Source organism: Pseudomonas sp. GW821-FHT01C01, assembly GCF_059422645.1.
In genome coordinates this window covers 36,169-49,519 of record NZ_JBWKXF010000025.1, presented here as the reverse complement: position 1 = coordinate 49,519, position 13,351 = coordinate 36,169, and the positions used below count along the sequence as shown (strand labels likewise).

Annotated in this window: 11 protein-coding genes; 5 read left to right on the top strand and 6 right to left on the bottom strand. The window is 59.4% G+C overall.

The window, feature by feature from the left end; genetic code table 11:
• Positions 1-12 precede the first annotated feature (12 nt).
• Both AC07XF_RS16630 and AC07XF_RS16625 read right to left on the bottom strand, forming a co-directional pair.
• A complete protein-coding gene (locus AC07XF_RS16630; RefSeq protein WP_495027326.1) occupies positions 13-828 on the bottom strand; it encodes a rhodanese-like domain-containing protein in 816 nt (271 codons plus the stop codon).
• A gap of 41 nt (positions 829-869) precedes the next feature.
• Positions 870-2,408 (bottom strand): HDOD domain-containing protein, encoded by a 1,539-nt coding sequence (locus AC07XF_RS16625; protein WP_495027325.1) that lies wholly within the window; start codon positions 2,406-2,408, stop codon positions 870-872.
• A gap of 166 nt (positions 2,409-2,574) precedes the next feature.
• On the opposite strand from AC07XF_RS16625, the gene motA reads away from it, so the two are divergent.
• Both motA and motB read left to right on the top strand, forming a co-directional pair.
• The gene (gene motA, locus AC07XF_RS16620; RefSeq protein ID WP_007983959.1) at positions 2,575-3,426 is read left to right on the top strand and encodes a flagellar motor stator protein MotA; all 852 of its coding nucleotides are present in this window, start codon (positions 2,575-2,577) and stop codon (positions 3,424-3,426) included.
• 3 nt (positions 3,427-3,429) lie between these two features.
• A complete protein-coding gene (gene motB, locus AC07XF_RS16615; RefSeq protein WP_495027324.1) occupies positions 3,430-4,449 on the top strand; it encodes a flagellar motor protein MotB in 1,020 nt (339 codons plus the stop codon).
• 239 nt (positions 4,450-4,688) lie between these two features.
• On the opposite strand, the gene AC07XF_RS16610 is transcribed toward motB, so the two are convergent.
• The 4 genes from AC07XF_RS16610 to rsgA form a co-directional block, all read right to left on the bottom strand.
• Entirely contained in the window at positions 4,689-5,180 is a 492-nt protein-coding gene (locus tag AC07XF_RS16610; protein WP_495027323.1) for a toll/interleukin-1 receptor domain-containing protein, read from the bottom strand.
• The gene (locus AC07XF_RS16605) at positions 5,180-6,139 is read right to left on the bottom strand and encodes a caspase family protein (RefSeq protein WP_495027322.1); all 960 of its coding nucleotides are present in this window, start codon (positions 6,137-6,139) and stop codon (positions 5,180-5,182) included. Before AC07XF_RS16605 ends, AC07XF_RS16610 begins: the two co-directional genes overlap by 1 nt.
• A gap of 2 nt (positions 6,140-6,141) precedes the next feature.
• On the bottom strand, positions 6,142-6,549 hold the full coding sequence (locus AC07XF_RS16600) for a TIR domain-containing protein (protein ID WP_495027321.1): 408 nt from the start codon (positions 6,547-6,549) through the stop codon (positions 6,142-6,144).
• Positions 6,550-6,746: 197 nt separating this feature from the next.
• A complete protein-coding gene (gene rsgA, locus AC07XF_RS16595) occupies positions 6,747-7,778 on the bottom strand; it encodes a small ribosomal subunit biogenesis GTPase RsgA (RefSeq protein ID WP_015093224.1) in 1,032 nt (343 codons plus the stop codon).
• 107 nt (positions 7,779-7,885) lie between these two features.
• Between rsgA and orn the strand changes: the two genes are divergently transcribed.
• The 3 genes from orn (at position 7,886) to AC07XF_RS16580 (ending at position 13,315) form a co-directional block, all read left to right on the top strand.
• The gene (orn, locus tag AC07XF_RS16590; protein WP_007983969.1) at positions 7,886-8,428 is read left to right on the top strand and encodes an oligoribonuclease; all 543 of its coding nucleotides are present in this window, start codon (positions 7,886-7,888) and stop codon (positions 8,426-8,428) included.
• A gap of 152 nt (positions 8,429-8,580) precedes the next feature.
• The gene (locus AC07XF_RS16585; RefSeq protein ID WP_095943174.1) at positions 8,581-9,192 is read left to right on the top strand and encodes a trimeric intracellular cation channel family protein; all 612 of its coding nucleotides are present in this window, start codon (positions 8,581-8,583) and stop codon (positions 9,190-9,192) included.
• Positions 9,193-9,298: 106 nt separating this feature from the next.
• Positions 9,299-13,315, top strand: a complete 4,017-nt coding sequence (locus AC07XF_RS16580; RefSeq protein ID WP_495027320.1) for a dermonecrotic toxin domain-containing protein — start codon at positions 9,299-9,301, stop codon at positions 13,313-13,315.
• The last annotated feature ends 36 nt before the right edge of the window (positions 13,316-13,351 follow it).

The following is a 13,351-nucleotide window of genomic DNA, read 5'->3' as shown; positions in this document are numbered from 1 at the left end:
TCCTTAAAAATCTTAAATTTCTACCGGGGTATCGGGATGGTTGCCCCATTCGCCCCAGGAGCCGGCGTAGCCCTTGACCCGCGGATAACCGAGAGCCTTGGCCACCAGATAGGTGAAGCCAGAGCGGTGGTGGGTCTGGCAGTGGGTAATCACTTCTTTGTCTTTGCTGATCCCGAGTTGTTCGAGGATCTGCGGCATGTCGGTGCGGATGCGCAGCTGGCGTGCCTGATCCATGCCGGCGGTCCATTCGAAATTGACCGCGCCGGGAATGTGTCCGCCCTTGGCCGCCAACACTTTTTCACCGGAATACTCCAGCGGCCCGCGTGCGTCCCAGATCGCCAGGTCGGCGGCGCCGAGACGGCTTTGCAGGTACTCGCGGGTGGCGGTGGGTTCGTCGTGCAAGGTCAGTGAAACCGGGCCACCCACGGCTGGCGGGACCTGGATCGACATGGGCAAACCTTCTGCCAGCCAGGCCCGCAGGCCGCCGTCGACATAGTGGTACTTGCCGTGGCCAATGACGTCCAGCAGCCAGATAAAGCGTCCGGCCCAACCGCCGCCTTCGTCGTCATACACCACGTAGACCGCATCGGGGTTGTGTCCAAGCTCTCCAAACAACGTTTCCAGCGCTGCCTGGGGGGGCATCAATCCCGGGGCGGGCGCCTGGCCGAGTTGCGTGCGTTTCGGATCGACAAAGCGCGCGCCGGGTATGTGCCCTTCGGTGTAGCGGGCGACACTGGTCAGGTCCACCAGAATCAGTTCGCGGGCGTCGAGGCGAGGGAGCAAGTCGCTCGGCTCGATCACCAGCGGCAAGCCAGAGAAGTCAGACATGTGAGGTCTCCAGAGCACAAAAGGGAGGATTGTAACGCAGCTTATTGGCCTCGGTGGCTAAAGCTGTGCAGGGCTTTTTCGATGCACTGCGCAGTTTTGCCGAAGGCCTGTACGGAAATTTCCGAAAACGGACCGCCGCCCTGATCTGCCACGACGATCATGATCACCCGGCCGTTGTTGACCAGCGAGCGCAGCAGCAGGTGTTCGCCGCTGAACTGTTTACGCAGGTTGTTGGGCAACAGGGGCGAGAATTGCGCGTTGTTGGCTGGCGTCAGGCGCACCTGGGCCTGTTGCGCGAGCAGGCGTTGCAACACGTTGCTCTGGCTGACCACGAAGTTCAGCCCGGCCGCTTCCTTTGGCAGGCCGGCCGTCTGGTGCACGCGCAGATTGGCGTGGGTGCGGTCGGCCATCAGGATCATCACCCGACGCATGCCGCAGGCCACGAGGGCGTCCCGGGCGGCGATGGTCAAGTGCATGGCGTTGGTGAAGCGACTCGGCTCGACCAGCAATTCGGCGCATTGCTTGCGCCACATCGCCAGCTCTTCGGCGTTCGGTGCCGCCGCCGGCAGCAAACCGGCGTGGATACGGTTCATGCCCCACGGCCAGATCAGCGATTCGGCGGGGTGCCAGAGGTCGGGCATGGCGTGTTGGCGTGCGCTGTTGGCAGCTTGCTGGTGCAATTGCTGCTGCACCTCGTCCATCGGCATTTGCAGGTAAAGGCTGGTCAGGAGCTGCCAGCGCTCACTGTGCGGGCTGTCCCAGGCGTGTTGTGCCGACAGCGCCAGACCGTTGGCCAGCAGCACCGTGTTGGCCGGTTGATTGAGCCAGCGGCGCAGGGTCGGATCGTCATCGAGGCGGTTCTGCTGGCGCAGTGGATGCTCGCTGTCACGGGCGATGCGCAGGACTTTCACCAGTTCCCGCTGTTCAGTGAGTAACAGCCGATAACCCTGCTGCACCCAGATCGGCAAGCGCCAGATATCCACCAGCGCCTGGCCGATGTCCAGCAGACGTACGCCAAACAGTTGCTGTTCGACTTTGCGTGCCGACTCGCCTTTATGGATGACCCGCAACTCCCAGTCTTCGAGCAGTTTTGGATGGGTCAGTGCCAACGGCCACAGAGGCGAAAGAAACAGCAGGCTGCCCCAGTGGATGTCCTGCCACAGGCGTGCCAGGCGACTGGCAAAAAAACCGTTGGCCTGTTGCGTGGCGTGCTGGCTGATCATCTGCAACTGACGCAGGGCTTTGGGGATTTCGGACTGGGGTTCGGCGGGCAGGCGCGCGAGCAGCTCTTCCGTGCGCTTCAAGCCGAGGCGATTGATCGCGATCTCAAGGTTTTCCGCCGGCTCGGTCATGCTGCCGTGGGTGTGCCGGTTGGCTTCACGGATGACACTCAGGGCCAGGGCCGGGCTGTCCTGCATCAATTCAGTGATATCGCGCAGCGAGCTGCGACTGTCGCGGATCGCCCGGCAGACTCGGTCGTGACTGTCCTGCGGAACCGGCAGGCGCACACTATCCAGAAGCTTGACCCAGCCTTCGAGCGTCGTCGGTTTTGGCGTTGGAACGTTCGTTTCGTTAACCATGGTGGGAGGCGATCATCGTCAACATTACCTATGCCCGGATTGGGTCAAATTGGCTTTTCGCCTGAACGGCCTATAGTCTGGCGCAGTTTTGCCGATAAGTAGAAGAAGAGATTTTTTAACTTCCGAATATGACCTTGAACCCGACTCAGTAAGTGCTCTCCTACCTATGGCTAAAATTATCGGCATCATCGTCGTATTCGCGAGCGTGCTCGGCGGATACGTGCTCTCCCACGGCAAAATCGGCGCTCTCATCCAGCCTTTCGAGGTGATGATTATCGGGGGTGCGGCCCTTGGCGCATTCCTGCAGGCCAACCCCGGCCACATGACAATGCGCGTGCTCAAGAAGGCCTTGGGCATGTTCGGTTCGCGCTTCAACCACGGCTTCTATCTGGAAGTGCTGGGGCTGATCTACGAGATCCTCAACAAGAGCCGCCGCGAAGGCATGATGGCGATCGAAGGTGACATCGAAGATGCCGCCGCAAGCCCGATCTTCGCCAAGTACCCGACGGTGTTGAAAGATGAACGCATGACCGCGTACATCTGCGATTACCTGCGCATCATGTCCTCCGGCAACATGGCTCCCCATGAGCTTGAAGGCTTGTTCGACATGGAGCTGACCAGCCTCAAGGAAGACCTGGACCACCCCTCCCACGCAGTCAACGGCATCGCCGACGCCATGCCCGGTTTCGGTATCGTCGCGGCGGTATTGGGTATCGTGGTGACCATGGCTTCCCTGGGTGAAAGTGACCAGAAAATGATCGGTCTGCACGTCGGTGCAGCGCTGGTAGGTACCTTCTTCGGTATTCTCGCCGCCTACGGTTTCTTCGGTCCGTTGGCCCACGCCCTGGGTCACGATGCCAAGGAAGAACTGAACGTCTACGAAGCCATCAAGGCCTCTTTGGTTGCTTCGGCTTCCGGCATGCCGCCATCGCTGGCGGTGGAGTTCGGCCGCAAGGTTCTGTATCCGGCGCACCGTCCTAGCTTCGCTGAGCTGGAACAAGCGGTTCGCGGTCGCTAAGTCATGGAAAATAACCAGCCAATAATCATCAAGCGCGTCAAGAAATACGCGGGCGGGCATCACGGGGGTTCCTGGAAAATCGCCTTCGCGGATTTCGCGACAGCGATGATGGCGTTCTTCCTGGTGTTATGGCTGTTGTCCACGGCAACGCCGGAACAGAAGATCGCCATCGCCGGTTACTTCAAGGACCCAATCGGCTTCTCCGAAAGCGGCACACCGTACATCATCGATCTGGGCGGCACGCCGACCCTGGCGCCGGAAAACACCCTCAACCCCGAGGTGAAGTCCCAGCCGCAGCCGGACAAGGTCACCATCGATACCGATCAGGTTGAAGGCATGGCCGAGCAGGTCGAAAAAGAACGCCTCGAACTGTTGCTGCAGGAACTGCAGAACAAGGTCGAAGAGAACCCGCAACTGCAGAAGTTCAAGGACCAGATCCTGTTCGAAATCACTCCGGACGGCCTGCGCATCCAGATCGTGGACGCGGAAAACCGCCCGATGTTCGATTCGGGTTCAGCCCGTCTGAAACCGTATTTCGAAGACATCCTGCTGGCCATGGCCGACACCATCAAAGCGGTGCCGAACAAGATCAGCATCAGCGGCCACACCGACGCCAAGCCGTACACCGGCACCGGTGATTTCGGTAACTGGGAGCTTTCGGCCAACCGTGCCAACGCCGCACGTCGTGCGCTGGTGGCGGGCAGCTATCCGGATGCACAGGTGGCGCGCGTGGTCGGTTATGCCTCGTCGGCCCTGTTCGATCGCGAGCATCCGTTCAACCCGGTCAACCGTCGCATCGACATCGTGGTGCTGACCAAGAAAGCCCAGCATGCGATCGAAGGTTCGCAAGGCGCGGAGCCGACACCTGACGCTCCGCAAGGTTCGGCAGTTCCGGGAGCCGCACCGGTCGACCCGAACGCGTTGCCGGCGGACAAGGAACCGCTGCCGGCTCACGAATTGCGCGAACGGTTGAATCTGTTTGATGCTCCGGCGCCGAAACCGGGTGAAGCGCCCAAGCAGTGACGTACAAAAAAGCCGACAGCGATGTCGGCTTTTTTGTGCGGCTTTCACTGGTTTGGAGGCCACCAGGGGCATGATCCCCTGTAGGAGCCAGCTTGCTGGCGATGGTCGTCAACGATAACGCGTGCTGTCTGAATCCACTCGGCGTACTGGAGTCCATCGCCAGCAAGCTGGCTCCTACAGATGGTGGGTGAGAGTAACCCCCGACCGGTCACGAGGACGGATCGGGGAGCAGGGCGACGTCAGAACCCGCGGATGATTCGGGACTTGAGGTCGGCGTGGAAGCGATCCGCATTGGATTTATTGACGCTGCGCGCTGACTCGCTGCCGGTCACGGACTCGAGCGACATTGAGCGCTTGAGCATCGCTTCGTTTCGATAGGCATCGATAAAGAACTCGATGTCCCGGTCGCTGCTCAGCTTCGGCCACTTGTCCAGGTACAGCGGCAGCTCTGTCGGGCCGGTCCTGTACGAGCAGATACGCCGATTTGTGATGGTCGCCTCGCCGATTTCGAACGGCACCCACCAGGACAGCGCGGTTTTCTCCGACACCACTGCCAGCAGGTGCGTGCATTCGCTGATGTTGCGAGTGATCACCCCGGTAATGTCATCGGTGGTCTGGGATTCGGCATCCAGCACGTCGAGGTAGGTCTTGATGCTGGCCTGCATCAGGCGCGTGTTGATTTTGACCGCGTGGGCGCGATCCATGTGGCGGTAGCTGATAAACACTGGCATCAGAAATGTCCCTTGATCGCGAGTTCGCGGTAATAGGCACCGAGGGCGGTGAGGCGGCAGCCGGTGGCGTGAATGGCGGCGTAATACATGTGCTCGGCCTCCACCGGTTCGATGAGGCTGTGGCGGTTGCACTTTTGCAACTGGGCGAAGACCTCGCCGTGTTCCGGGTTGAATTCCGGTTCGGTGGGTTCAAAGCTGGGGGCGAGGGGGTACACCGACTCCGCTTCGGCAAACCATTCAGGGAGTTTGCGCAGGATTTCCTTGGGGATCAGCGGCGAAACTTCGCGCAGGGAAATGAACTGCGACACGTTGGTCTTGAACACCGGGCGCTGTTCCCAGGCATCGAGGGCGTTGTCGACAAACGAATAGAGGCTGCCGGGCGTGATCTTGCCCAGGATATTCGCTGCGCCACCGTGCAGGGCCTGGAGCAACAAGCCGGTGAACACGCCATGCTGCACGCCCTCCATCGCCGGCTCTTCCTTTTTGCAGGCGGTCAGAATCGTCATGCCTTCGCCGACCACGCTGCCTTCACTGCGCAAGGCACGTAGTTCGCCGGCCGCGCCGCTCTGGCAACAGTCGAGGATGATCACTTTGTTTTTGATCCGGGTGGCTTTGGTCGCCCAGTTGAGAATGTCGCTGAGGCGAATCCCGTCCTTGGCGTTCTTGTAATCCTGCGGGATCAACATGCCTTCGTCTGTGTCGGTGTCGAAGCTGCCGTGGCCGGCGAAATACAGCAGCGCGACATTGCAGTCCCCGGAAAACAGCTCGTGGATCTGGTTCTCGAGTTTTTCCCGGCTCAGGTAGTCCTCGGCGGAGGTCAGCACGATGTTCTTGAAGTTCGGATCACCGTTGGCGTCGGTCTTCAGCACGGACGCCATGGCCATGGCGTCATTGCAGCAACCGCTCAGGTGCGACACATGGGTGTAGTCATTGATGCCGATAAACAGTCCCTTGCGCATGGTTACACCGCCGTATGCTGGCGAATCGCGTTGATGATGCTGCTCGTGTTCCACGCACATTCGGCATGTGCCGCGTCACGTACCACCGTGGAAATCCGCTCGGCGCCGAACGGCTTGATCGCAATGATCACCTTGCCCATGCGTTTGGCGATCTCGATTTCCTTATTGATCCACTTGCTGTACGTGGAATACATCCCGGCCATGATCAATACCGCCGAACACAGGCGGATCTTGTTTTCGATGGCCTCCTCAAGTTGTTTGTCGGTTTTCGCGCCGACAATCGGATTGTCCGGCGGCACCGAAAAATTCTTGTACGTGAAACCGGGCTGCGCGTTGAGCAGGCGCACGAGATTGTCGTGGGCGTTGGAGTAGTTCCACGAGTGGCTGATGAACAGGTGGTAGGTTTGCATGGTATCCCTCGGTGTCGCTGGAGTGCGAAGAGGGTTTGAACTTAGGCGATTGAAGGGCGACCACAAGGGGCGGGGGCGGAAAGAGAAATGCCCTACAAGCGAGCGTGCGCAAGCCTTACAGAAAGATCTGATGTGTAAGCGGGGGAAGATCCAGTCGCCGGCCGCCCCGCTGTAGTCAGGGCGGCCGACACGTCTGTTTAGTAGCCGTTTTCCGGCAGGCTGGCGATGATCGAGCGGTAGCTGTTCATCCGTTGCTGCTGCACGCGACCGTCTTCAAGGGCCTTGAGCAGGGCGCAACCGGGTTCGCGGTCATGCTTGCAGTCGCGGAAGCGGCAGGTGCCAAGCAGGTCGTTGAACTCGATGAAACCGGCTTCGACGTCGGCACGGCTGACGTGGCCCAGGCCGAATTCGCGAATGCCCGGGGAGTCGATCAGCTCACCGCCGCCAGGGAAGTGGAACAGCCGCGCGGTGGTGGTGGTGTGGGTGCCCTGACCGGACAGCTCGGACAGCGGGCCGACGCGGGTTTCGACATCCGGCAGCAGGCTGTTGACCAGCGACGACTTGCCGACACCGGACTGACCGACGAACACGCTGATGCGCCCGTCCAGTTGTGCCTGCAATTGCTCCATGCCATTGCCGTGGTGCGCCGACACTTCCAGTACCGGATAGCCGAGGGTGCGGTAAACCGCGAGCAGGGCATTCAGCGCAGGCGCGTTGTTTTCGTCGATCAGGTCGAACTTGTTCAGCAACAACAGCGGCTTGATGCCTGCATGCTCGGCCGCCACCAGATAGCGGTCGATCAGGTTGGCGTGGGGCTCGGGCAGCGGCGCAAACACGATGACGATCATGTCGACGTTGGCCGCCACCGGCTTGAGCTGACCACGGCTGTCCGGGCGACACAGCTCGGTGTTGCGCGGCAGTTGCGCCACGATCACACCGATGCCCTGGTTGCCGGCGCGCCACACCACCTGATCGCCGGTCACCAGCGCCGGCAGGTTGGCGCGCAGGTGGCAACGGAACACCTGGCCGGCCAGTTCGCCGTCGCGGGCCTCGACCTCGACCTGCACACCGAAGTGCGCGATCACCAGGCCGTGCTGTTCCGGGCCCAGGTCGCCACCCTCAAGTGCCTCGACAGCCGAGGACTCGCGTTTGGCGGCGCGGGCGGCGCGTTCGCCCTGAATCTTTTCGATGCGCCAGTTTTGACGACGATTGAGTTGGCGTTTGGCCATGGGTGTTCCGTATCAATAATGCAGCGATTAGGTAAAACGGCCGCGAGTTTAGCACGCCCGGCCACCGGCCTAGGCTAAACTGCGCAGCATTGCCTAGGAGCCGACACATGCAAAACCCGCAGAACCTGATCTGGATCGACCTGGAAATGACCGGTCTGAACCCTGATACCGATGTCATCATCGAAATGGCCACCATCGTCACCGACAGTGACCTGAACACCCTGGCCGAAGGCCCGGTGATCGCCATTCACCACAGCGACGAAATCCTCGCCGGCATGGACGAGTGGAACACCCGTCAACATGGCGGCTCCGGGCTGACCCAGCGGGTTCGTGACAGCCGCATCAGCATGGCCGAAGCCGAAGCCGAAACCATCGCCTTCCTGGAGAAGTGGGTGCCGAAGGGCAAGTCGCCCATCTGCGGCAACAGCATCTGCCAGGACCGTCGCTTCCTTTATACCCACATGAAGTCCCTGGAAAGCTACTTCCACTACCGCAACCTCGACGTGTCGACCCTGAAAGAGCTGGCCGCACGCTGGGCGCCGGACGTGCGTGACAGTTTCAAGAAAGGCAGCACCCACCTGGCGCTGGACGACATCCGCGAGTCGATCGCTGAATTGCAGCACTACCGCAAGCATTTCATCAAGGCTTGAGCTTGAAACCCGACCTGTAGGAGCTGGCTTGCCAGCGAAGAGGCCCTTGAGGGCGCCATCGCCGGCAAGCCGGCTCCTACAAGTAGCAGCGCCCTCTTTTGGTGCTCCAGCGAAGTCAGTAGACTGCGCGCCTTTTTGCAAGGACCGCCACCATGCTGCTGATGCTCTACCTGATCGCCATTACCACCGAAGCCATGACTGGCGCCTTGTCTGCCGGCCGGCGTGGCATGGACTGGTTTGGTGTGGTGCTGATCGCTTGTGTCACGGCGCTGGGTGGCGGTTCGGTACGCGATGTATTGCTCGGGCACTACCCGCTGACTTGGGTCAAACACCCGGAATACCTGGTACTGACCACGGCCGCCGCCATGATCACGGTGTTCACGGCGCGCTGGATGCGCCATTTGCGCTCGTTGTTTCTGGTGCTCGATGCCATGGGCCTGGTGGCTTTCACCCTGATCGGCTGCATCACCGCCCTGGAAATGGGCCATGGCATGTTGGTGGCTTCGGTCAGCGGTGTGATCACTGGGGTGTTCGGCGGCATCCTGCGCGACATCTTCTGCAACGACATTCCGCTGATCTTCCGTCGCGAACTCTACGCCAGCGTGTCGTTTGCGGCGGCGTGGTGTTACATGCTCTGCATCTACCTGCAATTACCTGGCGAACAATCGATTCTGATCACCCTGTTCGGCGGTTTCCTGTTGCGGTTACTGGCGATCCGCTTTCACTGGGAAATGCCAAAGTTTGTGTATAACGACGAACATTGACCGTTGTTTGCCACAGTTTGCGTGATTGAGTGCGTTAACTATGTAGACTTTTCCGGGCGATGAGTTCCCTAAGCTGAAGTTTCATTTCGGCTTGGAGACTGATTATATGTTTGAAGTACCCGCACAACAGCGTCCCGACAGTAAGCATCGCCCGCTCATAGAAGAAAAAATTCCTGATTGGCTGACCCAGGCGTTGCCCCACAGGCGCCAGGCGTTGCAGCGTACCCCCGTGGTTATTCCCGATTGGTACAGAGCCGCCTCAGCCGCTTCGCATGCACAACTGGCGCAAGCCGTTAAAGCCAGATGGCTGTCGCAGACCCGGCTGGACAAGGTGTTCGAGCCGCTGGCAGATGCCCGTCGGTTCGCCGAACCCTTATTGCGAAAGGCGCTGAAAGATCGCTTTGATATTGAGCTGGATGTCGCGCGAACGTACCTGCGGCTCTATCTGCCCAAAGGTGTGTTGACCGCGTATCAAGTTAAAACCCTTTCACTGCTGGATGCAGCGCTGCACAACTTCGAGAAAAAAGAGTCGACCGACAACTATTTCGAACACGCCTCTGGTTTTATCAATGAGCCCGACAATCGTGGCCATTTCAAAGTACTCCCGATTAATGAACGGATAAGTATCAGTGCATTTGTTTCGATGTGCCGGGAGTTAGATATTGGCGGCCAGTACTCACGACAACTGCAAGCGCTGTTATTACCCAGGGATGCGGTGGCCAAAGCGGTGCTGGAACTGAGGGTCAAGGCCAGTCAGAAAGATGCATTCAGGGCGTCCGTGCTCCTGGCGCGGATGAAAGGCGATATCGGCGCGGACTCGCAGCAAAGGCTGTTGCAGCTGGCTGATGGCGTGGCGAGTCCGGCATTGTACTGCCATCAGTTGCAGATCATGACGGCCAGGCTGACCGGGATTATGGTGCTGGCGGGTGACCTTGAGCGTTCGTCCAGAGTAGAGCCGCTGGTGGTGTACATACCCGATGATCCGCAGCATCCGCTCAAGGAATATCCGTCGACCCTGGCGTTCAGGGCGACATTGACCGAACAACTGCGCACACCCGCCTATCAGGCATTTTTTGCGCGGTTTATCGCGCATGAGCAACGCGGGCAGTTCTTTGCCATGCTCGACCAGCGTCTGAATGTTGTGACCTGGCATCCACCACAAGCCAATGATCCGCAACCCGCCTGGCGCCGCACTCCCGTCGACAATCCTGCGCTGCACTTTGACGCGCATCGAATCCCGGCTGATCCTTGGCAATGGCTGTATCAGGACACGCTCAACAAAATCCTCAATGACGCGCGCAACATTGCCGTGCCCACGGCGGATGAAGACCGTAAGTCGCGCTGGGCGTTGTGGGACAGTCTGCAAAGCGTGGCATCGATCGTCATGCAGGTCGCGACACTGGTGGCGATCCCTTTCGTGCCGTTTCTGGGCGAATTGATGCTGGCCTACACCGCTTATCAACTGCTCGACGAAACCTTTACCGGCATTCTCGATTGGGCCGAGGGGCAAGTGATCGAGGCCGCCGACCACCTGCTGACCATCGCCGAAAACATGGCGCAACTGGCAGCCTTCGGAGTGGCCGCAGCCGTAGCTGGCAAAGTATTGGCCATCAAGCCTTCGGTGTTTGTGGAGGGGCTCAAACCGGTTGAGCTGCACGACGGCCGCATACGTTTATGGAATCCCGACCTCCAGCCCTATGAGCAACCGGCTTCGCTGTCCCTCCAGGGCGAACCGGACGAACTGGGCTTACAGCATCAAGCAGGCAAAACCTTTCTCACCCTTGACGCGCGCACTTATGAAATCGCTGCCGACACTCAAGGTGACGCCTATCACGTCCGCCACCCGCAGCGACCGAACGCCTACCGACCGCGTCTGACCCACAACAACACCGGCGCCTGGGCCCATGAGGTCGAGCGACCGATGGAGTGGCAAGGCGCGCAACTGTTCCGGCGTCTGGGGCATTCGGTCGCGGAGTTTTCCGATGAGACGGCACGACGCATCCTCACGATCAGCGGGGTCGATGAAGCGATGTTGCGGCACCTTCACGTTCATGCACGGCGTCCGCCGGCCTTGCTCAAGGACACCCTTCGGCGATTCAAGCTCGATAGGCAGATTGAAAAGTTCAGGGTGCAAATGTCCAGCAGCGATCCGGCGATCTACACCGACGCCGATGCACAGTTGCAACTGCATGTACTGAAGGGGCAGCAGGTCAATTTGTCGCAGAGTCAGTTACGCCATGCCGACGTGATTCAAACCGTCGTGGAAACGCTGGAGGAGGGTGCTCTGAAAAAACTCCTTGGATTGAGTCCTGCGCCTGGTGACAGTTTGCCGGCAATCCCTGTTCGCGCTGCCCTGCTGCGCATCAGAATGGCCGACTGGGCGCAGGAACAGCGAGTACAGCTGTTCAACTTGCTGGAGGATTCATTTGAGCTGAGCGCGGACGCGCCAACCCGGCAAATTCGCAGGATCTTCCCTGAGCTGCCGCGATCCATCGCCGAAGAGTTATGGTCCGAGGCCAGCGCGAGCGACCGTTTGCACCTGCTCAACAAACCGGGAATCCCCCGGCACATGGCGCACGAAGCGTTGTTCTACCTGCGAGAGGTGCGCCTGAGCCGTGCCTATGAAGGGCTGTACCTGGAGGCGCGAGCCAGCGTGGATAGCGATGTCCTGGCGCTGCACATGCTCGAAACCGTGAACGGCTGGTCCCCGGACATTCGTATCGAGGTGCGGGACGGACATTTCGATGGTGCCTTGCTGGACAGTATCGGCGGGTCAGACGTGCCAATCCGCAAGGTCCTGGTCAGGCAAAACGTTGGTTACCGTGCATACAGTGGGGCCGGTGAAGAGCTGCATGGCTTCGACGATTTTTTCAGTGCAGTGCAACATGCTCTCCCTGATGCGCAACGCAAAGCGCTTGGTCTGCCCCATGTCGGGCAGGGTGGCGAACTCAAGCTGATGCTCAGGAAGCAGGCACCTTTGCCTCGCTCGCAGCTCAGGGCACTGTTGGGACAGCCACCACTGGATCCCGCGTTGCGTTCACCCATGGCGCTTGCGGTGGGGCGTGCCGGCTATCTACTGGGCGGCGGCGATTTCAAACCGTTGCAGGCGGAATCTGTTGCGCAGCGAATGCGCAGGCTGTTCCCCACGCTCAATGAAGAGGAACTGGAAACCTTGCGCCGGGAGTTGTTGCATACCGAGCCGCTGGTGGCGATGGCACGTCTGGAAAACGAATACGTCGCGTTGGCCAATCATCTGCAAGTGTGGGTCGGCGAAGTGCCTTCCCATGACCCGCTGTCCGGCATCGCGTTGACGGCCGAGGGCGCTGCCAGCCAAAGGCGCTACCGGGAGGCGTTTGCTGACGTGGTGCAAGCGAGTTGGAGTCGGCGCCTGACGGCGCAGAACCGGTTTGATACCGGCAGGTTCTTTTCCAAACTCGACATCCTCGGTGATTTACCCGAGTTGTCGGCGGATTTCAGTCATGTGTCCGAATTCCTGTTGATCAATACAAGCCCGTTTTTGAGCGCTGGCAAATTCTTGAAGGGCTTTACCGGTTTGAAGTATCTGACGATCAGGGGCGTTCGCCTCGATGGTTTCCCGATTGAAACCTTCCAGATGCGCTCGCTCATCAGTCTGACGCTGGACGATTGCAACCTTCGCCTGAGCGAAGCCACCGCGGAGGGGTTAGCCCATATGGAAAGTCTTGAAGAACTGGAGTTGGACAACAATCTCCTGGGCTTTACACCTGATGTTGGCTATATCAAGGGCCTGCAGCGTCTGAGCCTGAAATCCACCGGATTGGCCGAGGCACCTCACGGGCTCTTCAACCTGAAAAAATTGCGCTTTGCGGATTTGACGTTCAATCGGATTGTCGATTTGCCGGACGAGTTGTTCGACGTTCCAGACACGCAGCCGACCAATTTCAATTTTTGTGACAACCCGTTGAGCGATGAAAGCAGGCAACGTATCTCTGGGTATGTCGAAAATTCAGGCCTGGATCGAAAAGTCTTGATTCAATTCGATGATGAAGTGAGTGCGCACAGTGAAGATGAGTTTGAAGATGGCTTCAGTTCTGAGTCTGATGAGAGTGGGGTCGAAAGTGGCGAAGAAAGTGATGCTCGCTAATGTTTTTTAGTTGGGGCTGTGTTTTGTTGTTGTTTC